This is a genomic window from Azotobacter vinelandii CA, from assembly GCF_000380335.1.
Taxonomy (GTDB): domain Bacteria; phylum Pseudomonadota; class Gammaproteobacteria; order Pseudomonadales; family Pseudomonadaceae; genus Azotobacter; species Azotobacter vinelandii.
Window position 1 is genome coordinate 3,320,421 of record NC_021149.1, and the last position, 25,257, is coordinate 3,345,677.

General features: G+C 63.5%; 25 protein-coding genes and 2 pseudogenes. 15 read left to right on the forward strand and 12 right to left on the reverse strand.

The window, feature by feature from the left end; genetic code table 11:
• Positions 1-3 precede the first annotated feature (3 nt).
• The 3 genes from AVCA_RS25115 (at position 4) to AVCA_RS14680 (ending at position 2,400) form a co-directional block, all read left to right on the forward strand.
• Positions 4-879: a SphA family protein gene (locus AVCA_RS25115; RefSeq protein ID WP_231876365.1), complete on the forward strand. Its 876-nt coding sequence runs from the start codon at positions 4-6 to the stop codon at positions 877-879.
• Positions 880-1,230: 351 nt separating this feature from the next.
• The gene (locus AVCA_RS25120; protein WP_231876366.1) at positions 1,231-1,932 is read left to right on the forward strand and encodes a hypothetical protein; all 702 of its coding nucleotides are present in this window, start codon (positions 1,231-1,233) and stop codon (positions 1,930-1,932) included.
• Between the two features lie 3 nt (positions 1,933-1,935).
• Entirely contained in the window at positions 1,936-2,400 is a 465-nt protein-coding gene (locus tag AVCA_RS14680) for an LLM class flavin-dependent oxidoreductase (protein WP_041807283.1), read from the forward strand.
• An 860-nt stretch (positions 2,401-3,260) separates the two neighbouring features.
• Here the strand turns inward: AVCA_RS14680 and AVCA_RS14685 are convergent.
• Positions 3,261-3,809, reverse strand: coding sequence for an alpha/beta hydrolase family protein (locus AVCA_RS14685; RefSeq protein ID WP_012701774.1), 549 nt, complete (start codon positions 3,807-3,809; stop codon positions 3,261-3,263).
• 140 nt (positions 3,810-3,949) lie between these two features.
• Between AVCA_RS14685 and AVCA_RS25125 the strand changes: the two are divergent.
• A pseudogene (locus AVCA_RS25125) lies at positions 3,950-4,894 on the forward strand (IS630 family transposase).
• 198 nt (positions 4,895-5,092) lie between these two features.
• Here the strand turns inward: AVCA_RS25125 and AVCA_RS14700 are convergent.
• From AVCA_RS14700 to AVCA_RS14720, 5 genes are all read right to left on the reverse strand, one after another.
• Positions 5,093-6,103: an alpha/beta hydrolase gene (locus AVCA_RS14700; protein ID WP_201765949.1), complete on the reverse strand. Its 1,011-nt coding sequence runs from the start codon at positions 6,101-6,103 to the stop codon at positions 5,093-5,095.
• Positions 6,104-6,250: 147 nt separating this feature from the next.
• On the reverse strand, positions 6,251-7,366 hold the full coding sequence (locus AVCA_RS14705) for an alpha/beta hydrolase (RefSeq protein ID WP_012701778.1): 1,116 nt from the start codon (positions 7,364-7,366) through the stop codon (positions 6,251-6,253).
• A complete protein-coding gene (locus tag AVCA_RS14710) occupies positions 7,363-8,133 on the reverse strand; it encodes a carboxymuconolactone decarboxylase family protein (protein WP_012701779.1) in 771 nt (256 codons plus the stop codon). The genes AVCA_RS14705 and AVCA_RS14710 overlap by 4 nt, the downstream gene beginning before the upstream one ends.
• Positions 8,134-8,167: 34 nt before the next feature.
• Positions 8,168-9,466 (reverse strand): Bcr/CflA family multidrug efflux MFS transporter, encoded by a 1,299-nt coding sequence (locus AVCA_RS14715; RefSeq protein ID WP_231876385.1) that lies wholly within the window; start codon positions 9,464-9,466, stop codon positions 8,168-8,170.
• Positions 9,467-9,480: 14 nt separating this feature from the next.
• The gene (locus tag AVCA_RS14720; protein WP_012701782.1) at positions 9,481-10,536 is read right to left on the reverse strand and encodes an NAD(P)-dependent alcohol dehydrogenase; all 1,056 of its coding nucleotides are present in this window, start codon (positions 10,534-10,536) and stop codon (positions 9,481-9,483) included.
• Between the two features lie 539 nt (positions 10,537-11,075).
• On the opposite strand from AVCA_RS14720, the gene AVCA_RS14725 reads away from it, so the two are divergent.
• Positions 11,076-11,447 carry an antitoxin Xre/MbcA/ParS toxin-binding domain-containing protein gene (locus AVCA_RS14725; protein ID WP_041807285.1) on the forward strand — a complete coding sequence of 124 codons (372 nt, stop codon included), beginning with the start codon at positions 11,076-11,078 and terminating at the stop codon, positions 11,445-11,447.
• Positions 11,444-11,980, forward strand: a complete 537-nt coding sequence (locus AVCA_RS14730; RefSeq protein ID WP_012701784.1) for an RES family NAD+ phosphorylase — start codon at positions 11,444-11,446, stop codon at positions 11,978-11,980. Before AVCA_RS14725 ends, AVCA_RS14730 begins: the two co-directional genes overlap by 4 nt.
• Positions 11,981-11,990: 10 nt before the next feature.
• On the opposite strand, the gene AVCA_RS14735 is transcribed toward AVCA_RS14730, so the two are convergent.
• The 3 genes from AVCA_RS14735 to AVCA_RS14745 are packed head-to-tail and all read right to left on the reverse strand — an operon-like array spanning position 11,991 to position 13,543.
• Positions 11,991-12,386, reverse strand: coding sequence for a VOC family protein (locus AVCA_RS14735; protein ID WP_012701785.1), 396 nt, complete (start codon positions 12,384-12,386; stop codon positions 11,991-11,993).
• A gap of 3 nt (positions 12,387-12,389) precedes the next feature.
• Positions 12,390-12,785: a VOC family protein gene (locus AVCA_RS14740; protein WP_012701786.1), complete on the reverse strand. Its 396-nt coding sequence runs from the start codon at positions 12,783-12,785 to the stop codon at positions 12,390-12,392.
• A 14-nt stretch (positions 12,786-12,799) separates the two neighbouring features.
• Positions 12,800-13,543 carry an SDR family NAD(P)-dependent oxidoreductase gene (locus AVCA_RS14745; protein WP_012701787.1) on the reverse strand — a complete coding sequence of 248 codons (744 nt, stop codon included), beginning with the start codon at positions 13,541-13,543 and terminating at the stop codon, positions 12,800-12,802.
• 135 nt (positions 13,544-13,678) lie between these two features.
• Between AVCA_RS14745 and AVCA_RS14750 the strand changes: the two genes are divergently transcribed.
• On the forward strand, positions 13,679-14,623 hold the full coding sequence (locus AVCA_RS14750; protein ID WP_231876386.1) for an AraC family transcriptional regulator: 945 nt from the start codon (positions 13,679-13,681) through the stop codon (positions 14,621-14,623).
• Here the strand turns inward: AVCA_RS14750 and AVCA_RS14755 are convergent.
• Both AVCA_RS14755 and AVCA_RS14760 read right to left on the reverse strand, forming a co-directional pair.
• On the reverse strand, positions 14,592-15,485 hold the full coding sequence (locus AVCA_RS14755; protein WP_012701790.1) for a LysR family transcriptional regulator: 894 nt from the start codon (positions 15,483-15,485) through the stop codon (positions 14,592-14,594). The genes AVCA_RS14750 and AVCA_RS14755 overlap by 32 nt on opposite strands.
• Positions 15,486-15,488: 3 nt before the next feature.
• Complete coding sequence (locus AVCA_RS14760; RefSeq protein WP_012701791.1) at positions 15,489-16,391, reverse strand: LysR family transcriptional regulator; 903 nt, start codon at positions 16,389-16,391, stop codon at positions 15,489-15,491.
• Between the two features lie 248 nt (positions 16,392-16,639).
• On the opposite strand from AVCA_RS14760, the gene AVCA_RS14765 reads away from it, so the two are divergent.
• The 7 genes from AVCA_RS14765 to AVCA_RS14795 all read left to right on the forward strand — a co-directional run bounded on the left by AVCA_RS14765 (position 16,640) and on the right by AVCA_RS14795 (position 22,304).
• On the forward strand, positions 16,640-17,629 hold the full coding sequence (locus AVCA_RS14765) for an aldo/keto reductase (protein ID WP_012701793.1): 990 nt from the start codon (positions 16,640-16,642) through the stop codon (positions 17,627-17,629).
• A gap of 16 nt (positions 17,630-17,645) precedes the next feature.
• Positions 17,646-18,239, forward strand: a complete 594-nt coding sequence (locus AVCA_RS14770) for a flavodoxin (RefSeq protein ID WP_012701794.1) — start codon at positions 17,646-17,648, stop codon at positions 18,237-18,239.
• A gap of 19 nt (positions 18,240-18,258) precedes the next feature.
• On the forward strand, positions 18,259-19,104 hold the full coding sequence (locus AVCA_RS14775) for an oxidoreductase (protein ID WP_236616193.1): 846 nt from the start codon (positions 18,259-18,261) through the stop codon (positions 19,102-19,104).
• Positions 19,105-19,140: 36 nt separating this feature from the next.
• Positions 19,141-20,133 carry an aldo/keto reductase gene (locus AVCA_RS14780; protein WP_012701796.1) on the forward strand — a complete coding sequence of 331 codons (993 nt, stop codon included), beginning with the start codon at positions 19,141-19,143 and terminating at the stop codon, positions 20,131-20,133.
• 47 nt (positions 20,134-20,180) lie between these two features.
• Positions 20,181-20,327: a hypothetical protein gene (locus AVCA_RS26465; protein ID WP_156483698.1), complete on the forward strand. Its 147-nt coding sequence runs from the start codon at positions 20,181-20,183 to the stop codon at positions 20,325-20,327.
• A gap of 56 nt (positions 20,328-20,383) precedes the next feature.
• Complete coding sequence (locus AVCA_RS14790; protein ID WP_012701798.1) at positions 20,384-21,631, forward strand: aldo/keto reductase; 1,248 nt, start codon at positions 20,384-20,386, stop codon at positions 21,629-21,631.
• A gap of 178 nt (positions 21,632-21,809) precedes the next feature.
• The gene (locus tag AVCA_RS14795; protein WP_012701799.1) at positions 21,810-22,304 is read left to right on the forward strand and encodes a (R)-mandelonitrile lyase; all 495 of its coding nucleotides are present in this window, start codon (positions 21,810-21,812) and stop codon (positions 22,302-22,304) included.
• A gap of 27 nt (positions 22,305-22,331) precedes the next feature.
• On the opposite strand, the pseudogene AVCA_RS14800 reads toward AVCA_RS14795, so the two are convergent.
• Positions 22,332-23,377, reverse strand: a pseudogene (locus tag AVCA_RS14800) (ISL3 family transposase).
• Positions 23,378-24,054: 677 nt separating this feature from the next.
• Between AVCA_RS14800 and AVCA_RS14805 the strand changes: the two are divergent.
• A complete protein-coding gene (locus AVCA_RS14805; protein ID WP_144061732.1) occupies positions 24,055-24,543 on the forward strand; it encodes an IS630 transposase-related protein in 489 nt (162 codons plus the stop codon).
• The last annotated feature ends 714 nt before the right edge of the window (positions 24,544-25,257 follow it).

Sequence of the window (25,257 nt, forward strand, 5' to 3'; positions counted from 1 at the left end):
CCCATGTTCACAATATTGAATCTTTCTCTTCAGACTACTACGCTACAAGCCATGGAGGGCGCGGGAACAAGCTATCCTCTTGGACTTGAGCAACACATGCTAGGAGCTGTTCCAGTGGAGTCCGGCTTCTATAATCTTAACTACGCTCAGCACTATACAGCCAACCGTCTTCGCAATAACGACGGCTCCAAAGCCGCGGATGACTTTGACTTGCGTGCAGAGGCTATTGTCACTCGCTTGGTTTATGTCTCAGACAAGCAATTACTAGGTGGGCGTGTGGCAGGACATGTCGTCTTGCCCTTCGTGAGCTTAGATGTCCGAATGAATGGTCAGACTGATTCAGATAAAGGAATTGGAGACATGGTTTTCGGTTTCGGCTTGGGTTATGATTACTCATCAAAACTTCATGCGGCCTATGTCATTGATATCACAGCTCCGACTGGCCGCTACGACAGCGATAAACTTGCCAACGTAGGGCGTAACTACTGGGTGGCGCAACCGCTGGCGGCAATCACTTACGCGCAGCCAGAGGGCTTTAATGGCGATATGAAAATTATGTACAACTTTAACTTTGAAAACTCTGAAACGGATTATAAGTCTGGCCAGGAGCTTCTCGTTGACTATGATTTTGGTTGGGGATTTGCCAAACGCTGGGTTGTGGGAGCTGGTGGATACGCTTACTGGCAAACCACAGACGATCATATTCACGGTAAAAAAGTACATGACAACAAGGCCAGAGCCTTCAGTATCGGCCCATCAGTTAAATATGACGGAAATGGATGGTTTTTCAGTGCTAAGTGGCAAAAAGACTTCCGTGTTCGCAATCGAACAGAAGGTAGCGCTTTCTGGCTGAAAATCGCATTGCCACTGCCATTCTGATTCCGGATTGGCCGCCGACACGACCGCAACCAAGGAAAAATATTCAATGCATTATATCGGAGATTAACCTCACTATCTTTTCCACTCCATCACTATCTTCGGATTCACACCATAGCGTTTGCTCAGCGCTTGGATCGAAGCGTTCGATCGCTGTATTGCCGTTCGGATAGAGTGAGTGGTCGTGACGCAGCCATGAAACATCTGCCCCATAACAATTCCCTGTGATGGAGAATATTGAGCATGCCACCATTATGGCACTGAACACCGACCAAACACAGGCAAAAGGACGTCCAAGCGCGCTGAACGAAGAGGCGCGGCAAATCCTACTTCAGCTGCAAGTTGTCGGTCAGCGTGGATCGTCGGCACAAACTGATCCTCAAAGTGAAGGTCGGTGACGCCAACGAGGCCTGTACCCTGTATCTCGTGGGAGTGCTGGATCAGGAAAACAGCAGTCGGGACTTCTGGACCAACTGCAGCTATCACAATAAACGCCGTGAACGCTGGCTCAAACAACTGGGCTGGCGACCGCATATCCAGGCCAGTCAGTTTATCGGCGAGCGGGACAAGGCGCGCAACTGCCGAATAGTTAGCCCCGGCGCGGGTGGAATATGTGTTCGCCAACCAGCCCTAGATGGGCGGCAAGATCGTCCGTGTCAACGCCGATTGAAAACTGACCCACCTTGGCCCTCATTTGCCGAAGGAATAACCGAACGACAGTTCGACGAGTGCTCCAACCGGGTCATCGGGGTCGCCGATGCCCTCGTGGAACGAAACCACCAAGCCGGGCTGTTGCGGGAAGGCGTGACGGGAGAAGACATCGTTCGACTCGTCATCTGCCTGGCAACGCTGGCGAGGCCTGCACCTGACGGCTCGGTCGATGGCGAAACCAGCGGCGACGAGGAGCAAGGCGTGGCGGCCCATGCCGCCGAGTACACATCGGCCTGGGTTCGATTGCTGCGGATCGGGATGGACGGCCTGCGGCCGGTTCACGGCCCCCTCCAGCCTCAGCTTCCAGCATCGACATGGAGCCGCGACACGGAGCCCACTGGGTAAGCGATGGTCAAGTTATCCCTTGTAGAGCAGATCACGGTGCCGTCCGGCAGGACGGCCTATGAAGCCGTCGAGGATGCGCTCGTTACCGTCGGGCATGCCGAGGCGCTCGGCTTCCATCGCATGTGGTTCGCCAAACACCATGGCATCGACGCCGTGGCCTCGCATGCGCCCGAAGTGCTGATGGGCCTGGTTGCACGCCAGACCCAACGGATACGGATCGGGTCCGGCGCGATTCTGCTCAACAACTATTCGTCGCTGAAGGTCACCGAACTCTTCCTGCAGTTGGAAGTCCTCGCGCTCGGCCGTTTCGACATGGGGCTTGGGCGGGCGACATCGGGGCCGTTGATCGATACGGCATTGAAGCGCGATCGCCGCACGTCGACGACTTCGATCAACAGGTCCAGGAAGTTCTGGCGTTCCTGCATGCCGATTTTCCCCCGGAACACCCGTTCTCCAGAATCCGGCTGATGCCGACCGTCAAGGCAAGGCCGGAACCGTGGGTCCTCGACTCCTCGGCTCCTCGGCTCCTCGGCTCCTCGGGCAACAGCGTCGGCCTTGCCGCCGCTCTCGGGGTTGGGTACTCCTTCGCGGGCTTCATCACCGCCGCGGCGCTCCAGCACTACCGCAAGTCTTTCAGGCCGACGCAGTACGGCGCACCGACACCGCAGGCGATGCTGGGAATGTGCGTGTTTGCGGCGGACACGGATGCCGAGGCGCACCGGATGACATGGCCGACACGGGCCATCTTTGCGCAGTTCGGGCAACGTGGCGGCCGGGTCGCGGTTCCGACGATCGAGGAAGCCGAGCGCATCCTGACACCAGCACAGCGGGATGCAACTGGCAGGCAGTCCCGACACGCTGCGCAGCCAGCTACTCCAGATGATCGAACACAGTGGTGCCACCGAACTCATGCTGCAAAGCATCTTTCCCGACCAGGATGCCAGGCGCCACTCCCATGCACTGATCGCCGAGAGTCTTGGCATCGAGCTGGTATGCAACGGAGCCCACTCCCAGCCACCTTCGACGCATCGAGCAGGACAGATGGCGTGGCGAAGGCAGCCTGCCGCTCAATCTGATCAAGTGCATGTCGTTCCCGGTACTGCCCGAACGCCATCGCATGACCTACATCGAGGCCATCTACGCGCAGAACGTCGCGTTCAAGGAGGATCGGGTGCCGGTTCTACACCTGTTGTGCGCCTTGCAGCAGGCCACGCCCGAGCAGGTGAAGCGCAACTTCACCGGCATGCTGTCCCGCCACCGCCCAGTCCCTTGCAGCGCCTGCTCGGCGGCACGCTACCACCGCGTGCATCGGTGCTGGACTATTGGAACTAGAAACGTGGATGCTGCTGGAACTGCTCCAGGTCGCCGGTCGCGACCTGCTCCTGCGCGCGCGAGGTGCCGAGCAGATCGGGCACACTCTGCTTGGACAGCTCGTCCATCGCCTGGACCGGGAACCGCGTGTCCGCAAACGGTGTGCCGGGCTCCGGCCCGATACGGAAATTGGTCCACGCACCGAAGCGATCGGCAAGCCGGAGCAGGTTCGGCAGCCGCCCCGCGCGGACATTGTTGAATGCGGATTGGTCGAAGCCCGAACGCGCCCGCCCGATCTGGTCGACAACGTAGACCGGATGGCGCTTGCGCACGAAGTACTCGTACCAGCCCATGCGGCCGTCGGGCGTGGTGTCGTAGGTCTTGCCGCTGAGTGTAGCGCCGTGGACCATCACCACCGGCACCTTGCCCACACCGTCGGGCACCATGTACTCGACGTACATCTGGCCGGTGGTGATCCGGTCGTCCGGGCCAAGGCTGCCGAGCTCGACCGCGGTCTTCTCGGCCTGCTCGCCGCCGACGAAGAAGCTGCCGCACGCCTTGAGCACCAGCGGCTTGCGGCGGGGCGGATGTCGTGCAGCGCCTGCGCGGCGGCTAGAGCATTTTTTGAAAACACGAATTCGACATACAGGGGTTGCTCTTCCTGGTCATTTCGGTTCTCCTCTCCTGCTCGGACAAGGAGACCAGAATGGCTCGGGCATACAGTGCGGACCTTCGCCGGCGCGTCGTCGACGCGGCCATGGGCGGGCTGTCGGCTCGGCAGGCCGCCGAGCGATTCGACGTCGGCACGGCGACGGCGATCGTCTGGGTGCGGCGCTTTCGGGAAGGTGGAGAACTCGTCGCCCGCCGACAGGGCAAGCCCCGGGGCTTGCGGCTCGATCCCCATGCGGACTATCTGCTCGGCCTGCTCGAGCAAACCCCCGACCTGACGCTGGCCGAACTCGCCGCGACCCTCGAACGGGAGCGTGGCGTCCGTGTCAGCCTGGCGACGGTGTGGACGTTTCTCGACCGGCACGCCATGACGTTCAAAAAAAGACCGCGCATGCAGCCGAGCAGCAACGGCCGGACGTCCAGGCCGCCCGACAGGGATGGATCGAGGAGCAGTCCGGTTTCGATTGGCGCAAGCTGATCTTCGTCGACGAAACCGCCGCCGCGACGAACCTGGCCCGCCTGCGGGGCTGGGCCCCTCGCGGCGAGCGCTGCCGGGCCGCGATCCCCCACGGCCACTGGAAAACCACGACCTTTACCGCCGGCCTGCGGCTGGATGGCCTGAGCGCGCCGCTGGTGCTCGATGGCGCCATGAACGGCCCGGTCTTCCTGGCCTATGTCGGGCAGGTTCTGGTACCCGCTGACGCCCGGCGATATCGTGGTGATGGACAACCTGCCGGCCCACAAGGTGGCGGGGGTACGCCAGGCCATCGAAGGCGCAGGAGCCACACTGCGCTACCTGCCTCCCTATAGCCCCGACCTGAACCCGATCGAGATGGCCTTCTCCAAGCTCAAGGCGCTGCTGCGAAAAGCGGCGGCGCGGACCGTGCCGCAGCTGTGGCAGAGCATTGGCGAAGCAATCGGGCAGTTCTCAGCGCAGGACTGCAGGCACTACTTCGAGGCCGCCGGATATGAATCGGGATAAGGTAAAAATGCTCTAGGCTCGGACCGAGCATGCTCGCCAGCGCCGCCATGGCAAGCATTGCCACGAACAGCGGCCGGCACGCGGCCAGGTTGTCGATTGGGTTCATGGATCTGTTTCCTGGTTTCCTGGGGATTGCAGGTAGGCTTGGACGGCCCTGATGCGCGAGACCCGTCGCGTTGCGTACTTCCGACCGATTGGTTATAGCGTCCGCGCGTAGAACGGAGTCAGCTTGCTCAACGCGACTTCGACGTACTCGGGCACCCAGTAAGTCTGGATGTGCGTAGCGCCTTCGATGAGGAACAGTTCCTTGTCCTTCGTGCCGGTGGCCTTGGGGAAGGCATCCTCGGTCATGTACAAGGTATCGGCCTTGCTGCCCGCCAGCATCAGCAGCGGAACGTCGATCAGTTCGATCTGGTCGGTGGCATCCCAGCGCATCAGGTCCAGCAAGCTGCTCATGGTGTACTTGAACGTTGAGCCAGGGTGCGCATGGGTCCGCCAGTAATAGTGGTAACCCTCCCGGTACAGATCGAACGGCAGCGCGTCGATCTGCGCGTCCGTCAGGTTGGCGTCGCCGGCATAGAGGATCTCCCCGCCTGCCTTTTCCTGGGCGCGGGCGGCCGAAGCCTGCCGCAGGCGATGCTGGATGGTGTCCAACTGCGAATCCTTGAAGCCGTTGCGGCGGACCCGACCCGAGTTGAACATGCTCAATGTCGCAATCGACTTGAAACGCTTGTCGGCTTTGGCGGCGTTCAAGGAATACCCGCCGCCGCCGCAGATGCCGAACAATCCCAGACGCTCGGGATCGACGCCCGGATAGCGGGTGATGAAGTCTGCCGCGCCGTGGATGTCCTCGGTGCGGAATTGTGGTTTGTCCACGCTGGCAGGCTTGCCGCCGCTCCCGCCCTGATAGGCGGCATCCATCGCGATGGTGATATGGCCCCGTTCGGCCAGATGCTGGGCATAGAGGCCCGCGGTCTGCTCCTTCACTCCACCGTTGGGGTGCGCGACGACGATCGCCGCATACTTCTTGCTCGGATCGTAGTTTGCCGGCGTGTAAACGTTGGCAACGATATTCAGCCCGTTGAGGTCGTAGTTGACCGGGTGGATATTGACCTTGCCCGGCTCGTTCTTGGTGATCGCACCGTCGTACACCAGGGTGAACGGGTTCTTCCGGTAATCGGCCGCACGTGCAGTAGTGGTAGTGGTCATGGCAGGAACTCCAATTAATGCCGCGGGAATGGCGAGCGCGGCGGCCCCGAGAAACTCACGTCTTTTTTCATTGATGACTTCATTGCTCATTTCGAACTCCTAACAAGATCAGTGTCTGCTCCACGCCGAGCGTCTGCGCAGACGGGGTCAATCCAGCTTCTTCTCCGCGAGGAACCGCGAGACCTGATCCGCGATCTGGACGTTGTTCAAATCCGACATGGGGAAGTGCGTGTTGCCCTTGATACCGATCTCCGGCAGATGCACCACGGTCACGTCGCCGCCATGCCGATTGACCGTATCCCGCCACAGCCGGGCCATCTTCAACCGCGCCCGCCAACTGTCCTGGGCCGGCAGATCGACCGGCTGGTCGGGGATGTTGTCGCCGTAGAAGACCAGGATCGGAATCCGCGTCAGGGCCATGAACTGCGCCAGGGGGACGGTCGCGCCCTGCACGGTGTCGAAGGCGCTCGGAATCGGCTCCGGCGCCTCGCCTTCCGGGAAGACGAAGCTGCTGCCCGGCTCGAACGAGACGACGGCCTTCACCTTGTCGTTCTTGATGACGGTCAGCCAGCCCGGCCCGCCGCCTTGCGAGTGGGTGAACAGGATGCCGGGGCCGATCCGGTCGAACACCGCCGAGACGCCATCGGACACCACGTTCATGTCGAACGGCCCGGTGTTCGGCGTCATCGCGCGGAAGAACTGGTTGAGCGTTTCCGGGTCGCGGGCGAACTGCACGCCGTCGAAGTAGTTCGGCCACAGGCCGACGCGGAACTGGTTGAACCAGAGCTGCTCGTCCGGCGTCGGCTTCAACGTCGCCTCGACCATGCTGCGCCCGGCATCGCCGCGGCGCGGCTGGTCGACCAGGTACACGCCGAAGCGGCGGCGCAGAAAAATGTTCTGGAAACCCTCGCGGCCATCGGCCGTGGTCTCCCAGGTCTTGGAGAACTGTCCGGCGCCGTGCCACATGACGATCGGGAGCTTCCGCGCCTTCACCGGGATCTGGTAGAAGGCGTAGGCATGGTCGCCGTGGTAGGTCTGGCCGGCGGATTCCATCGGCTTGCGCGGGTCGAATGTTCCCGGCGCGGTGGCGACCTGGCCGCCGGCCGCGAAGCTGCCCTGTTCCTGGATGACCAGCGGCGTCGGCTTGCCAGCATCCGCCGCCGATGCGGCAACCCCGGCGACCAGCGCGGCAACGCCAACCGCGACGGACAGGAATCGCTTCAGCGATCGTGGATAGGTACTCGTGCTTCTCTTCATGGTCATTTCCTCTCCGCGAACACCGATTGCAGGATCGGCAGGGCCGACATGGCGCGCGGCCAACCGGCATAGAAAGCCAGGTGCGTGACGACTTCGGTGGCCTGCGTCTGCGTCAAGCCGCTGTCCATGGCCCGGTTCAGGTGATAGGCAACCTGGTCGAGCTGGCCGCGGGCGATGAGCGCCGCCACCGTGATCAGGCTGCGATCGCGCGGCGTCAGGTCCGGCCGTCGCCAGAGGTCTGCGAACAGCACGTCGTCGGTGTAGCGTGCCAGCGCCGGTGCAACCGGCTCGACGTTGGCCTTGACCGTCGCCGCACGCTTGGCCTCGGCGGCGTCATCGACCGGCAGCAGTTCCGCCGATGGGGAGCGGTATTGGCTGGGATCAATCCCGCGCTTGGCGAAGACGTCCCTCGCCACGCCGACCGCGCTCATGCCGTTCGGCCAGCCGGTGTAGAAGGCCAGATGGGTGATGAGCCCGATGATCTCGCTGGGCTTCACGCCGTTGTCCAGCGCCAGGTTGATGTGCGAGGTCATCTGCGCACCCTGGCCGTTTGCCAGCAGGGAGGACAGCGTGACCAGGCTGCGATCGCGCGGTGCGAGTTCCTTGCGTTTCCACACGTCGCCGAACAGGACATCCTGCGTATAGGCGAAGAGTTGCGGCGCGGTCTCGCGGGCCTGACGCGCGGCCGGGGTATCCGGCACCGCGCTCTGCGCGTTCGCCTGCAAGGAGGTGGCGAACAACAAGGCGGGAATCAGGGAGGGAAAGGGTTTCATCGGTGTCGTATCTCCGTTCAAGAGCGAGGCGTCCTCACCCCGATGCTTCGGTTGCGAGCCCGCGTGCGGCGCGGATACGGGTGGAAATCGCGGAAGTCGCCAGGCTGCCGATACCGGCCAGCGCCATGATCCAGGCCATCGTCCAGGGGGTGCCATCGGAGAACCACCCCAGCATTGCCGCGCTGAGGATGCCGCTGCCGTAGTGCATCGCCCCCAGCAGCGAGGATGCCGATCCCGCCTTGTGCGCAAAGGCGGACAGCGCACCGGCCACCGAGTTGGCCACGATGAGGCCATTCATCGACATGTAGAAGAAGATCGGCACGACAAGGCCGGGCAATCCGCCCCAGCCGAACCGGGCGTTGATCGCCAAGACGATGCCGGTCAGCGCCAGTATCCAGGTGCCGATGTGGAACAGCCGTTCGCTGCCGAAGCGCTCCAGCAGACGGCGGTTGACGAAGTTGGCCACCATCATGCCGACGATGTTCAGGCCGAACAGCCAGCCGTAGGCCTGCGGCGAGACGTGGTAGTAGTCGATGTACGCGAACGGGGTGCCGACGATGAAGGCATAGGCCCCGCCGTAGAAGAAGCCGCCGGAGAGCGCGTAGCCCATCAGCCGGACATCCCCCAGGAGTTCCCAATAGCTGCCGAGCGTGTGCCGCAGCGGCGTGGCCGAGCGACGCGCTGGCGGCAGGCTTTCGGGCAACGCCGCCAGCGAGGCCAGGGTCAACACGCCGATACCGGCCAACGTCCAGAAGATGCCCTGCCAGGACCAGAACGCGAGTACCTGCCCACCGAGAAGCGGCCCGACCAAGGGCGCGACACCCATGATCAGGATCAGCGTCGACAACATCCGCGCCGACTGCTCCCGGCCATAGAGATCGCGCACCATGGCCCGCGACAGCACCGGCCCCACGCAAGCGCCCAGCGCCTGCACGACGCGCCAGACCATCATCTGCGTCACCGTCGTCGACAGGGCGCAGCCCACCGAGCCGATGGTGAACAACACCAGGCCGATAGCGATGGGCAGGCGGCGGCCGTAGCGGTCGCTGATGGGCCCCCACAGCAACTGGCCCAGGCTGAACCCGACCAGGAAAGCCGAGAAGGTCAGTTCGATGCTGGCCGAAGTCGTATGCAGGGCGCGGCTGATCGTCGGCAGCGCCGGCAGGTACATGTCCGTGGAGACCGACGCGAACGACATCAACGCGCTGAGGATGAGCAGCAGGCGCAGTTCATTGCCAGGTCCGCCCGCGGCGTCGCCAGCGCCCGTTTGGCCTGGGGCGCTGGCATGGACGGAGGCCGGACGAGGTGCAGTCATGGCGACGGAAGCCTTCATGGGTCGCGTGCGGGTCAAGCCGCTGCGGCGGACAGTGAGGCCATGTCGATCACGAAGCGGTAGCGCACGTCGGCCTTCTCCATACGCTCGAAGGCCTCGTTGATCTGGTCCATGCGGATCATTTCGCAGTCCGGCAGGATGTTCTTCTTCGCGCAGAAGTCGAGCAGTTCCTGCGTCTCGCGGATGCCGCCGATCGGTGAGCCGGCGACGCGGCGGCGGCCGGACAGCAACGGGACGGTGCTGAAATCGCTCATCGGGCCGAGCTGGCCGACGATGACCAGGGTGCCATCCACGTCCAGCAGCGGCAGATAGGGATCGAGGTCATGCTTGGCGGGCACCGTGTCGATGATCAGATCGAAGCTGCCCGCGGCCTCGGCCATTGCGCCTTCGTCCGCAGACACCAGCAGGCGGGCGGCGCCCAGCGCCAACGCATCGGCCCGCTTGTCGGCGCTGCGGCTGAGCACGGTCACTTCGGCGCCCAGGCCCACGGCCAGCTTCACCGCCATGTGGCCCAGGCCACCCAGGCCGATCACGCCGACCCGGCTGCCGGAGCCGACATTCCAGGTGCGCAGCGGCGAGTAGGTGGTAATCCCGGCGCACAGCAGCGGCGCGGCCTTGGCCAGATCCAGCCCCTCGGGCATGTGCAGGCAGAACGCCTCGCTCACCACCAGGTGCTTGGCGTAGCCGCCCTGGGTCGGCTCGCCGCTGATGCGGTCGTGGCCGCTGTAGGTGTAGATGGGGCCTTGGCGGCAGAGCTGCTCGTCGCCCTTGCGGCACTGGTCGCATTCACGGCAGCTATCGACCATGCAGCCGACCGCCACATAGTCGCCGGCCTTGAAGCCGGTCACCTGCGTGCCGGTCTCGATCACCCGGCCGACGATCTCGTGGCCCGGCACGATCGGGTAGTAGCTCATGCCCCAGTCGTTGCGGGCGGTGTGCAGGTCGGAGTGGCACACGCCGCAGTAGAGAATCTCCAGGGCAACATCGTCGGGACGCAGTTCGCGCCGCTCGAACGTGTAGGGAGCCAACGGAGAATCGGTGCTGTATGCCGCATAACCAAACGTATTCATGCCTGAACTCCTGCGCAAAGAAAGAGGGGCCGTTGGCGACACGGATACGACTTCGAGCTACCACCCGGCTGTTCTTGGAGGCGAGCGTGACCAAACGCTTTGCATGCGACAAAGCGCCAGAGAGTCTGGCCGTGCCTTCTAGAGAAATGACATGCTACGGAGGTAGTGGACTTTGATTAAGACCACCAATCCGCATGGACTTTTGAGCTGGTTTTATGAATCGGTCTTGTGATGAGCGACCGTGGCTCGCTGTCTTGCACGGGTGCGGATGTCGGGACTGGGCCGGTAAAGATTCCATTTCGATCCTAGCCGCTTAGACGGGCCTCTGGCAGACCGCTTCTACATTGATGCCATCGGGAGCACGTAAGCCGCACAGTAGTACTCGCGATAACGAGCCCGGACGCCAATTGCTCCGTTGTCACACCCCCTGCCCTGCCCCCCTTCGATCCTCGCGGATCAGGTCAGATGGTGTGTCCAGTTGCGCCGAGAGCGATTTAAGTGCAAAATTAGTGCATTCAAACTGCATGGAGTCATGCGCCATGAGCACCGTATTGCAACAGCCCTTTGTTGAGCAGTTCCGCGAGCCGAACACACCCTACCTGTCGCCGGCCCGGATCGGGGAGCTCTTCGGCTTCCAGGTCCAGGAACTGGCCGAGCGTGCGCACGTGCATCGCAATACGCCGACGGCCCGCCCGCAGGCGCCGCAGTTGCAGAAGTACCTGCAGGACATGGTGCGCTTGCTGGCGGTGGCCACCGAGATGACCGGCGACAAGAAGCGTGCGGCTTTCCTGCTGCGCAACGAACCGCTGCGTGCCTTCGGCTACAAGACGGCCGAGGCTCTGGTTCAGGATGGACGGACCGATGACGTCATCGCCTACCTGGAATCGCTTGCGGGCGGTGCTGCTGGATGATCCCGAGCGTCACCCGGGGCGAGGACAAGGACGAGGCCTGCTACCGCGTCATCACGCCCGTCTATGCCAGTATGCCGCTGTCCGGCATGGGGGCGGCACGCCAGGGGGGTCGTTTCAACCGGCCCGGCCAGGAAGCGCTCTACCTAGCGCTGGACGAATCCACCGCACTGGCGGAGTACAAGCAGGACAACCCCTGGCTGCGTCCGGGTACGATCTGCACGTTCTTTGTGCGCGAGTTGCGGGTGGCCGATTTCAGCGCCGGGTTCGACCCGGAACGATGGCCGTCGCTGTGGGCCGATTTCGCGGTGGACTGGCGTGCCGAGTGGTTCGGCAAATCCGTCGAACCACCGACCTGGTACATGGCCGACGATGTGGTTGCCGAGGGGCTGGACGGCATTCTGTTCCCCTCGCAGGCCCGCCCCGGCGGAACCAACCTGGTGGTCTATCGGAGTTCGGCCCGGCCTGCGGCCCAACTGCGCGTGTACGACCCGGACGGGGCATTACAGAAGATCGCGCCGCCAACCGGCCACTGAGTTCTGTCCCCTAGACAGGCCTCTGGCAGACCACTTCTACATTGATGCCATCAGGGTCCAGCACGTAGGCCGCGTAGTAGTGCTCGTGATAGCGAGCCCGCACGCCAGGCTCTCCGTTGTCACTGCCACCGGCGTTCAATGCCGCCTGATGGAAAGCATCGACGAGAGAGCGATCCTCCACCGCAAAGGCGATGTGCGTTCCCGTTCCGGGAAGCTCGTTGTCGTGTATCCAGAGGCGAGGATAGCCCTCCTTGCCGAAACCATGCCGCGTGCCGCCGCTGCGTGTCCGGTCTGATCCGACGCTGATGATCCGGCTGAATCCAAGCGGAGCTAGAGCCTGCTCATAAAATCGCCGGGACACCTCGGCGTCACGCACCACGAATTCGACATGATCGAGGATGCTCATGGTTCAGTGCTGCCAGCTTTTGTAGACGAACTCCAGGCTGTACCCGTCTGGATCGAATACATTGGCCGCATAATAGCCCGGGTCGTAGTGCAACCGCGCCCCTGGCGCTCCATTGTCGGTAGCGCCAGCCGCCATCGCCGCCACATAGGCGGCATCGACCGCCTCCTGGCTGTCGGCGACGAAGCCGACATGCGCTGCGCACGCATCGACCGCTCCCTGGCGCAGCCAGAAGAACATCCGGCCGTTGGCGCCAAATCCCTTGAGGTCGGGATGTCCCGGCGGGCCGTCCTTGCCGTCGTAGTCCAGGCGATTGACGATGCCCAGCGGTGTCAGCGCGGCGGTGTAGAAGGCGATGGAGCGATCAAGATCGCTCACCGAAAGGAAGACGTGATCCAGCATGGCATTCTCCAGCTTCAGATGATGTAGCCGCCCGCGACCTCGATGGTCTGGGCGTTGATCCAACCCCCGTCCTCCGTCAGCAGCGAGGCAATCACGCGGGCGACGTCCTCCGGCTCGCCGATACGGCCAAGGGCAGTCTGCGCGGCCAACAGCGCCTCGAACTCGGCATTCAAGCCGCCGCCAAGCTCGGTACGGATGGCACCTGGCGACACGGCATTGACCCGGATGCGACGCTCCCCGAATTCCTTGGCCATGTAGCGAGTCAACACCTCCAGCCCGCCCTTGAACGCCGCGTAGGGCGCGACTCCGGCCGTCGCCACCCGCGTTGTCGCACTGGTCAGGTTCACGACGCTGGAACCCTCCTTCAACAGCGGCAGCAGCGCCTGGGTCAGGAAGAAAGGCCCTTTGAGATGGACGTTCATCAGTCCGTCGAACTGGGCTTCGGAGACCGTCTCGATGGGCTCGAATAGTCCATAGCCGGCGTTATTCACCAGGCCATCCAAATGAGTGGCGTCCCACACGCTGTCGAGCGCCTGCTTCACCGCGACCTGGAATGCCGTGAAGGTGCCGACCTTGCCGACGTCCAACGGCAGCACCAGTGCTTTACCGCCTTCGGCCTGGATGCGTTGCACGACTTCCCTGGCCGCCTCGGGATTGTTCTTGTAAGTCAGGATGACGCCCAGTCCGCGACGGGCGCATTCCAACGCGGTACTGGCGCTGATGCCCCGGCTGCCGCCTGTAACGACGATGGTGCGCATTGATGTAACTCCGATCCGTGCAATGCCTACATGGTCGGCAATCGTGCGAATTCCTGCGCATCCATTCCTGCCTCAATCCTGCCTATTTCTGCTTTTTGCTTGCGTTCCTTCCAGCAGCCGAAGTCAAATCACACCATGGAAGAACAACTGCGAGAACTCCGGGCCTTGGCCGCCCATGCGCAAAATCGCCGCACTGAGACCGGCATCCCTCGCGTGGCGATGGTTCAGGGCGCAATCCCGGAACACCAACTCGCGGCCGTGTACGACCCGATGGTCAACATGATTCTGCAAGGCAGCAAGTCCATGACCGTGGGCGGGCAAACGCTGCACTACGACCCCGCCACCTATTTCGTCATGTCCATCGGCCTGCCCGCGGCAGGCACCGTCCATCCGTCCACAGCCGGAGAGCCCTATCTTGCGGTGGCCCTGACCTTGGAGCCGCCGATGCTGGTCAGCCTGCTGTCGGACTTGCCTAATATTGCCGGCCAATCCAGGCAGGAGACAGGCTTCTCCGTCGCGGCGGTGACGCCCGAACTGCTGGATGCCTGGGTGCGCATGCTGCGCTTGATGAAGACCCCAACCGACATTCCCGCGCTCGCACCCGCCTATGAGCGAGAGATCCTGTACCGGGTACTGCAAGGCCCGATGGGCTGGATGCTGAGAGACATCGCCACGCCTGGAAGCGCGTTGGCAAAGATCAACCAAGCCATCCAGATCATCCGCTGCGACTACGCAAAGCCTTTGCGTGTGGAGGGATTGGCCGAGTCCGTGGCCATGAGCGTGTCGGCCTTCCATCGCCACTTCAAGGCCGTGACCGCGCTCAGCCCGCTGCAATACCAAAAGCAGATTCGGCTGCTTCAAGCACGCACGCTGCTCACGGCATCGGGCTATGGCGTCACCGCTGCCGCTCATGAAGTGGGCTACGAAAGCCCCACGCAATTCAGCCGCGAATATGCACGGGAATTCGGCCTGCCTCCGGCAAAGGATACGGCACGCATCGTTGCGAGCTGGAAGCCCTCCCCTGCAGCATCTGCGTTCGGGTTTCCGCTCAATCCCGATGGCGCAACGCCTCGACGATGACACCCAGCGCACGCGAGGATTGCCGCCGGTTCGGATAGTAGAGATGGTATCCCGGATAGGGATCGCACCAGTCGTCCAGCACCCGGATCAACCGCCCCGCGTCGATGTGTTCCAGCACCATGTCCTCGGGAACGAAGGCCAGTCCGTAGCCGGCCAGCGCGGCTTTGACGATGGACGAACTGTTGTTGAAGGTCCATTGTCCACCGACCCGGAATTTGACCTCCTGCCCGTCCTTGGCGAAGTCCCAGGGCAATAGCCCGCCATGGGTCGGGAGCCGAAGGTTGATGCAGTTGTGTCCGGCCAGGTCGTGTGGCGTCGCAGGCACCGGCCGCTGGGCGAAGTACCCAGGCGAGCCGACCACGGCGATGCGCAGGTCCGGGCCGATACGCACCGCAATCATGTCCTTGGCCACCTGGTTGCCCAGGCGGACGCCGGCGTCGTAGCGTTGGGAAACAATGTCCGACAGCGCGTAGTCGACCGAAACTTCGACGTTGATGTCGGGATACTCGTGAAGGACCTTGGACAGCTTGGGCCACAGCACGCTGTTGGCGGCATGCTCGGCCGAAGTGATGCGGATCGTCCCGGCTGGCTTGTCGCGCAACTCTTCCACCGCCGCCAGTTCGGCGTCGATCCCCTCGAAGTGCGGCAGCACATTGACGAACAGGCGTTCGCCTTCCTCGGTGGTGGAAAGCCGGCGCGTGGTGTGCGTCAACAACCGCACCCCGAGCCGGGCTTCAAGCGCCCGAACGGCGTGGCTCAACGCGGATGGCGTCACCCCGAGCAATGCGGCGGCACGGGTAAAGCTGCCTTCGCGCACGACGTGGACGAAGGCAAGAATGTCATTGAACGACTCGCGGGCCATGATTCACCTCCTCTTGGCCGGATAGCGCAGCGCTTCGATCAGCACGGCCATCGCGCGTGAGGGATACCGGCGGCTCGGGTAGTAGAGGTGGTAGCCGGGGAAAGCCGGAGACCAGTCCTCCAGCACCCGTTCCAGCCGGCCCTTGGCGATGTACGGCTGCGCCATGTCCTCCGGCAAGTAGCCGAGGCCGAAGCCGGCCAGGGCCGCATGCAGGATCGGCCGCGTCCCGTTGAAGACCAGACGCCCTTCGACCCGCACATTGACCTGCTGCTTGCCCTTCTTGAGTTCCCAGGCGTACAGATCGCCGTGGCTCATCAAGCGCAGGTTGATGCACACATGATCGGCCAGGTCCTGCGGCTTCCTGGGCGCGGGATGCTTCGCCAAATAGCCCGGTGAGCCGACGATCGCCACCCGCATGTCGGGGCTGATGCGCACGGCCGTCATGTCCCGAGCCAATTCGTCGCCCAGGCGGATGCCCATGTCGTACCGCTCCGCCACGATATCGACGAACCGGGATTCGACGGTCACCTCGACGTTGATCAAGGGATGCTTCGGAAGCAGCTTGGCAAGTCGGGGCCAGAGGACGGTTTCTGCCGCGTTCTCCGACGCGGTGATCCGTAGGGTGCCCGCCGGCTTGTCCCGCAGTTCTCCCACGGCCATCAGCTCGGCCTCGATCTCCTGAAAGTGCGGGACGATGCTCTGCAGCAGCCGCTCGCCCGCTTCTGTCGGTGAAACGCTGCGCGTGGTCCGGGTCAGCAACCGAACCCCCATCCGGGTCTCCATCGTGCGGATGGTGTAGCTCAACGCTGCCTGAGACACGCCGAGCTGCGCCGCCGCACGCGTGAAGCTGCGTTCGCGCGCCACGGCGATGAAGGCCAACAAGTCGTTGTAGCTTCCTCTCGGCATTTATAAAAACACCTCACAAGTCTTTGCCGATTCTACCGCCTAGTCGCACCGGAAGGTGATCGCTACATTGCTTGTTGGGTAGAAAAGGTTCCGCAACCGAGCCCGCGATGTCGTCAAAGTCCTTCACTTGTTCGCACCTTGCTGCCGTTGCGGCGATGTACTTGGCGACCCGGCTTGCCGCCGGCTCCGTTGCCATCAGGCAGATACCAGGCCCCCATGCCATGGCGCTGCTCCACAGGTGAAAACACATGCAAAAGCGCAAACTCGGAAACAGCAACCTCGAAGTCTCGTCGCTCGGTCTGGGTTGCATGGGCCTGAGCCACGGCTATGGCCCGGCCACCGACCGCTCGGAGGCGATTGCCCTCATTCGCGCTGCGGTCGAGCGTGGCGTGACCTTCTTCGACACCGCCGAGGTGTATGGCCCCTATCTCAACGAGGAAGTGGTCGGCGAAGCGCTCGCCCCGATGCGCGATCAGGTGGTGATCGCCACCAAGTTCGGCCTCACCTTCGGCGAGGACAACAAGCAGCAGATCCTCAACAGCCAGCCCGAGCACATCCGCTGGGCCGTCGAAGGCTCGCTCAAGCGCCTGCGCACCGACTGCATCGACCTGCTGTATCAGCATCGCGTCGATCCCGAAGTGCCGATTGAGGACGTGGCCGGCACCGTCAAGGACCTGATCGCCGAGGGCAAGGTCAAGCACTTCGGCTTGTCCGAGGCCGGCGTCGAGACCATCCGCCGCGCCCATGCGGTGCAGCCCGTCACCGCCCTGCAAAGCGAATACTCGTTGTGGTGGCGCGAGCCTGAGCAGGAAATCCTGCCGACGCTGGAAGCACTCGGGATCGGCTTCGTGCCGTTCAGCCCGTTGGGCAAGGGGTTCCTGACCGGCGCCATCAAGCAAGGCACAACCTTCGGCAGCGACGACTTCCGCAGCATCGTGCCGCGCTTCTCGCCCGAAGCGTTGCAGGCCAACCAGGCGCTGGTGGACCTGCTCGGTCAGATCGCCCAAGACAAGGGCGTGACGCCCGCACAGATCGCACTGGCCTGGCTGCTGGCACAGAAGCCGTGGATCGTGCCGATTCCCGGCACCACCAAGCTGCACCGCTTGGAAGAAAACCTCGGCGGCGCATCGGTCGTGCTGTCCGATGGCGACCTGCGCCAGATCGCCAACGCCCTGGAGCAGGTCAAGATTCAGGGCGACCGCTATCCCGCAGCGCTGCAGGCGCGTGTGGGGCGCTAGGCCTGGAATGGTCACGATGTCATCGCCTTCCAATCCCATTCGCCGAGCTATCATGGCCGCGCTTGCGACATTGCCCCTGGGCCGCCTCGCCGCGGCATCCGGTGTCGGCGGCGAACAGCGGCAAACGGGGTCGCGCACACTGGTGGCTTACTTTTCCCGCTCGGGAAATACGCGGGTGGTCGCCGGCCTGATCCATCGCTCGCTGCGCACCGACCTGTTCGAGATCCGTCCCGCCACGCCTTACCCCGAGGACTACCTGGAGACGGTCGAACTGGCGCGGCAGGAACGCGACAGTGGCCGGGAGCGTGCCTTGGAGGCCAAGGTCTCCAACATGGCGGACTACGACACGGTGTTCCTCGGTTTCCCCATCTGGGGCGAGACCGCGCCGCCGGTGATCCGCGCCTTTCTCTCTGCGCACGACCTGTCCGGCAAGACCCTGATCCCCTTCGTCACCCACGGCGGCTACGGCCTCGGTAACAGCCGCTCGGTGCTTGCCAGCCATGCACCGAAGGCGCGGCTGCGCGACGGTTTCGTGATGGAGGCCGATCAAGAACGCCGAACTATGAACCAGGTAAACGATTGGCTGGGCGGCATCAAGGTCGGCGGCTGACCCAACTGAATATCGGAGCATGAATTCAATGACGACATGGTTGATTACCGGATGTTCGAGCGGACTTGGCTGCCATCTCGCGCATGCCGTATTGCAAGCGGGATTCAACGCCGTGGTCACGGCACGCAACGCCGCGACGGTGCAGGATATCGTCGCCGCCTACCCGGACACGGCAGTTGCCGCCGCGCTGGACGTGACGGATCGCGCCCAGGTCGATGCGGCGGTCGAACTCGCGCACACGCGCTTCGGCGGCGTGGATGTGCTGGTCAACAACGCCGGGCATGGGTATCGCGCCGCCGTCGAGGAAGCCGACGAACAAGAAGTCGCGGCGCTGTTCGCCAGCAACTTCTTCGGTGCGGTGTCCACGATCAAGGCCGTGCTTCCCGGCATGCGGGCTCGCCGCGCCGGCACCATCGTCAATGTCTCCTCGATCGCCGGACGGCTGGCGATGCCGGGTTCGGCCTACTACTCGGCGACCAAGTTCGCCTTGGAAGGCTTGTCCGATGCGCTGCGCAAAGAGGTCGAGCCACTCGGCATCAAGGTGATGGTCGTCGATCCCGGCGCCTTCCGCACCGATTTCGCCGGCAGGTCGCTGCAACAGGCCAAGGCGAACATCGCCGACTACGCCGCCACCGCCGGCCCGAGGCGCAAAGAGAACGACCACACCCACGGCACCCAGCCCGGCGACCCGGCGCGTGCGGCGCTGGCCGTCATCGAAGCCGTGACGGGCGATCGCCTTCCGTTCCGCCTCCTGCTGGGCAGCGACGCGATCCAGATCGTGACCGACGAACTCCAGGCCCAGCTCCGGGAAATCGAAGACTGGAAGCGGCTGAGTGCAAGCACGGATTTCCCGGAACAGCACTAAGACCCCCATTCCTCAATTACTCGATGGAGCAGCACCATGAAAACCCGCAAACTCGGCAACCAACTGGAAGTCTCCGCCCTCGGCCTGGGCTGCATGGGCATGACCGCCGTGTACGGCCCCGCCGCCGACAAGCAGGAGATGATCAAGCTCATCCGCGACGCGCACGATCGCGGCATCACCCTGTTCGACACCGCCGAAGCCTATGGCCCCTTCGCCAATGAAGAACTGGTCGGCGAGGCCCTGCAACCAATCCGCGACCAGGTGGTGATCGCCACCAAGTTCGGCTTCGACATCGACCCCGATACCAGCGCACGCGGCGCCGGCACCAACAGCCGGCCGGAACACATCAAGCGTGTGGTCGAGAACATGCTGCGACGCCTGCGCACCGACGTGATCGACCTGCTGTACCAGCACCGCGTCGATCCGGCCGTGCCGATCGAGGACGTGGCCGGCGCGGTGAAAGACCTGATCGCCGAAGGCAAGGTCAAGCACTTCGGCCTGTCCGAGGCGGGCGTACAGACCATCCGCCGCGCCCATGCGGTGCAGCCGGTGACGGCGGTGCAGAGCGAATACTCGCTGTTCTGGCGCGGGCCGGAAGCGGAACTGCTGCCGGTGCTGGAAGAACTGGGCATCGGCTTCGTGCCGTTCAGCCCGTTGGGCGCCGGCTTCCTGACCGGCAAGATCGACGAAAGCACGCAGTTCGACTCGAGCGATTTCCGCAACTACGTCCCGCGCTTCTCGCCGGAGGCACGCAAGGCCAACCTGGCGTTGGTCGAGGTCGTCAAGGCCGTGGCCACGCACAAAAATGCCACGCCGGCCCAGGTCGCGCTGGCCTGGCTGCTGGCGCAGAAGCCGTGGATCGTGCCGATTCCGGGCACCACCAAGCTACATCGCCTGGAGGAAAACCTGGGCGCGGTCACGCTCGACCTGTCCGCCGAGGACCTTGCCGAGATCGCCGCCGAAGTCTCCAAGGTGCAGGTCCAGGGCGAACGCCTGCCGGAAGCCGTTCTCAAGATGACCGGCCTTTGATGTCGGGGAGCGATCAGCGATGTGTTCTCCTTCTCCCGCGTTCCAGGATGTCGTGCGATCCCGGGGTAGGCGACAACGTCCGCGTCGCGGCCGATGTCGGCATGTATGCGCAAACCTTCCTGCTCGCCCTGGCCGCCTCCGGCTATCGAGAGAGCCGCATCCCGATCGAGCAAAGCGTCGCGTGGCACGACTGATCGAGGCCATGGACAGGGCCTGCCCCCTCCACTCCAAACACCAAGGAACCTGACCCATGACCCGGAACGACAAACACGACCCCCACGGCCACGGGCCGGCCGACCCGCAACGCCGCCAGTTGCTGGCGACTGCGGCTATCCTCGGCGTCGCGCCGTGGCTGCTGTCGGCCTGCACCGCGCCGTCGGCTTCCACGGCCAATACCGCCGCGCCGGCACAACCCGCCGGCACCGGCAGCGCCACCACCACCGGCATCTTGCCGACCAGCCAGCGCCGCAAGCTGGGCGCGCTGGAGGTTTCCTCCATCGGCCTGGGGTGCCAGTGGGTGCCCGCCGCGGTCGAGGGGTCGGTCTCCGACCGTTATGGCAGCACCATCGACCGGAAAACCGCGATCAACCTGATTCGCACGGCCGTCGATTCCGGCGTGACCCTGTTCGACACCGCCGAAGCCTATGGCCCGTACCTGTCCGAGGAAGTCGTCGGCGAAGCCTTGCAGGGCGTGCGCGATCAGGTGGTCATCGAGACCAAGTACGGCTTCAGCTTCGACCCGAAGGTCGCGGCGGCGCGCGGCGGCCGCGACAGCCGGCCCGAACACATCAAGCAGGTGGTCGAGGGCATGCTCAAGCGCCTGCGCACCGACCGCATCGACCTGCTGTACCAGCACCGCGTCGATCCGCAGGTGCCGATCGAGGACGTGGCCGGGGCGATCAAGGACCTGATCGCCGAGGGCAAGGTGCTGAACTACGGTCTTTCCGAGCCGGGCATCCAGACCATCCGCCGTGCCCATGCCGAACATCCGCTGGCGGCGATCCAGAACGAATACTCCATGCTCTGGCGCGGGCCGGAAGCGGAGGTACTGCCGGTGTGCGAGGAACTGGGCATCGGCTTTGTGCCGTGGAGCCCGATGGGCATGGGTTTCCTCAGCGGCACGATCACGGCCGAGACGCGCTTCGTCCCCGATGGCGACCGTGAATTCCGTGTCGCCGTGCCGCGCTTCGCCCCCGACAACCTGCGCGCGAACATGGCGCTGGTGGAGGTGGTCAAGACCTGGGCGCAGCGCAAGAACGCGACGCCGGCCCAGCTCGCGCTGGCCTGGCTGCTGGCGCAGAAGCCGTGGATCGTGCCGATTCCGGGCACGACCAAGATCGCCCACCTGAAGGAGAACCTCGGCGCCGCCGCGATCACCTTCAGCGGCGAGGAACTGCGCGAACTCAATGCCACCGTGGCCGCCGTCCCGATCCAGGGCGACCGACTGCCTCCGGGGGTCATGCAGTTGTCCGGCGTGGAAGCGCCGCCGAAGCGCTGAGCACGAAGATGGCGCGTCAGCCTCCAATGCATGCAGCTTCGATCGCGATGGACAACCGCTGTGCATATACACCGATGGAAGGAACGCATTCAAGCCGCCAGCCAGCGCGTGGCAGTGGCCACTCGACATCCCTTGGAAGGCTCTGCTCCATGAAGAAAAACGAAATGAAGGCAACGCAATGAAGCCACTTGCTGCAATGACTCTCGCAATGACGGTCCTGTCTTCAACGGCATATGCCCAGGAAGCACCCACGATCAGCGTCACGCGCGTGGGCTCGCAGCCATCCGCGGCCGGGCCGGAAAGCAACTTCACCGGCTCGGTCCGCGTCGATTCGCTGTTCCGCGCCCCTGCGCCTGCTCGCATCGGCGGCGGCACCGTCACCTTCGAGCCCGGTGCGCGCACCGCCTGGCACACGCATCCGCTGGGGCAAACGCTAATCGTCACCGCGGGCGTCGGTTGGGTCCAGTCCTGGGACGGCCCTCGCCAGGAAATCCGTCCAGGCGACACGGTCTGGATTCCGCCGGGCGTCAAGCACTGGCACGGCGCCAGCCCCACTGTGGGCATGAGCCATATCGCGATCGCCGAAGCGCTGGATGGCAAATCGGTGGACTGGCTGGAGAAGGTCTCCGACGAGCAGTACCTGTCTTCTTCTGCATCCAACTCGACGCCGTAGTTGCGCCCCACACCTCGAGTTTTTGGTTCATCGCCTTTTTCCGGAGAAGGCGGCCTTGATTTTCGGGAGGAAGTAGTCCGTGTCCCTGAAGCCATAGCCCATGCGCTTGATCACCTTGATCCGGTGCTCCCCCCGAGCAGGCTGGTGTGCATGGGGAAACGGACACGGGCCAGGATGCTTCGGGCATAGACGGGCAAAGCGCTGCACGGGAACTAAACCACTCTCTCTGCGCCTCCTTGAGGTTGTCCCGGTTGCGCAGCAGCAGCCAGCGGCTCTGCTTGACCACCCGGCGGGCCGGCTTCTCATGGCGCAGGGTATTTGGCTTGGTCGCCCCGGACGCGCTCGATCACCTCCCGCCCGTAGCGAGCCGCCACATGAAACAGATCGTACACGACCTCCGCCTGAGGGCAATGCCGCCTGAACTCCAGGTCGAAGGCGGTGTTCACGTCCATCGCCACCGCCTCGATCTACCGTCAGCGCTCGCCGAACCGCTCGAAGAATGGGTGTATGGCCTGGCGGCTGTTGCCCTGCCCCACCTGGAGGACACGCGTTCACTCAGCATCCATGATCACTGTGGCATGGCGATGCCCCTTGTGCAGGGCGAACTCGTCCATCACCAAGCGACGTACGTCGTCGGGATCGAAGGCGCCGACCGAAGCTTGCAAGCGGCGCTTGTCAATCCTCTTGAGGATATGCCAATGCAGTCCGGTGAGTCGGCTGACATGGCTGATCGGCAGCAACTGCAGCAGGGCCTCGATCCAGGCGCCCAGTCGGCAGGTCAGGCGGCTGGCCGGGAGCAGCCAGTCGATGTGCTCGGTGACACACCCGCAGTACAGGCAGTCGACGCGGCGGACAGGCAGGCGCAACCGGACGCGCTGGTCGAACAGATCCCGGTCCCGGATGAGGCGGATACGCCGGTCATGCACCAGCGGGCTGAGCTGCTGGCAGCGACCACAGCGTGGCAGTTGGGAAGCCTTGGGTTCGAGACTGAGCGTGAGGGTATTTTCGGTAGAGTGAGTGCCGGCTACGACGCCATAGCCAAGCCAGAAAGCGGCAGGATCAATAGGATTCACTGTGACGGCAGGGGGCAGGGTTGGTTTGTTTGGCGACTGCCAATTTACCTGCTTCCCTGTCTGCCAATCCTCGCGTTCCCCAAGATTGCGCGAAGAACTTCTAAAAAGGCCTTGGTATATGACTCAAATCGCTTCCCGCGCGGATACCGATCGTTTTGACCAAGCATCGACATATTGAGTAAGTAATGCACTCAGTTCATCAATGCGAGATTCGACGTCGATCGATGGACCAACCAGTGTGACTGCTGCAATCGCTTCACCCGATAAGCTGTGGACGCCAGTAGCGAGTGCAAAGCGTTTGGCCCCTTGCCGGTTGGTGGCAATTCGCGTCTTCCTGATTTCTTCAAGCTCATGAAGAAAATGGTCGACTAGGGCCTGTTAACACTACTCCGCGCGGCCGCGACGGAGCCTGTTTTTGCGCGGGGTTAGGCGCGAGGAGAGAAGTTTGGTCATTCCAAACGAACGACGAGTAACGACGCTCCGCGCAAAAACGGGCCCGTCCCTGCGGGTTGCGCGGCAAATGGCGCCATGCGTCGTTGCGGGACTTGGCAAGGGAATGCCATTCCCTGCGTCCCGCGCCTCGCCTGGCGCCATTTGCCGCAGCAACGCGGCTCGCGGAGAGTAGTGTTAACAGGCCCTAGAGCATTTTTAGAAAATACGAATTCGACATACAGGGGTTGCTCTTCCTGGTCATTTCGGTTCTCCTCTCCCGCTCGGACAAGGGGATCGGAATGGCTCGGGCATACAGTACGGATCTTCGCCAGCGCGTCGTCGACGCGGCCATGGGTGGGCTGTCGGCTCGGCAGGCCGCCGAGCGATTCGACGTCGGCACGGCGACGGCGATCGTCTGGGTGCGGCGCTTTCGGGAAGGTGGAGAACTCGTCGCCCGCCGACAGGGCAAGCCCCGGGGCTTGCGGCTCGATCCCCATGCGGACTATCTGCTCGGCCTGCTCGAGCAACCCCCCGACCTGACGCTGGCCGAGCTCGCCGCAACCCTCGAGCGGGAGCGCGGTATTCGGGTCAGCCTGGCGATGGTATGGACGTTTCTCGACCGGCACGACATGACGTTCAAAAAAAGACCGCGCAGGCGGCCGAGCAGCAGCGGCCGGACGTTCAGGCAGCCCGACAGGAGTGGTTCGAACCCGGTTTTGACTGGCGCAAGCTGATCTTCGTCGACGAAACCGCCGCCGCGACGAACCTGGCCCGCCCGCGCCTCATCGAGGACGGCCCCTGCTACCTGTGCTTCGCCGGGGCCTCTCTCTGGATCTTGCGCCAGCGCACCAAAATGCTGATCGACGCCTGCGAGACGAGGTACTTGAGCGAAGCACGGATGCGGCTTCCGAAGGCTTGGACATTGCTCACCAGTGAGATCCGCCCGTGGGACACGAACAACTGCCGACTCCCAGAAGAGCACATGGAACTGGTCTGCTCAGGGCGCAATCGTCTGTGGCTCACCGTGACCTCGAAGGCCGGCGATGTCGGGCTACATACTGCCGCCTTCTCGCTGGACGATTTGATCGAGACGATTGCCCTGTGATGAGCCAACGAGGAGGATCTTTTCTACCTCGGTTCCCAGCGGCTCGATAGCGCCTCCATCTCCATCGAGGAGATCCAGGTCCGTCGCGAGGAGGTGGAAGCGGAACAGGAGGGGCACTTGTGCGACCCTTCCTTCAGCAGGGTTGGCGCTGGCGCAGAGGTCCAATCCGGAACGCAGGAGATTTTCCTCATTCCGCCTGGCAGAGATACCGAGACACACGCAAACCCTTCCCTACGAGCGGAAAACTCGACTCGAACACTACCTCATAGGAGATCCAAGATAGGGCATCAGCCTGGCGCCGAGATCGATCTTCTCGGCGACCCAGCAACCTGGGCGGCTTCCT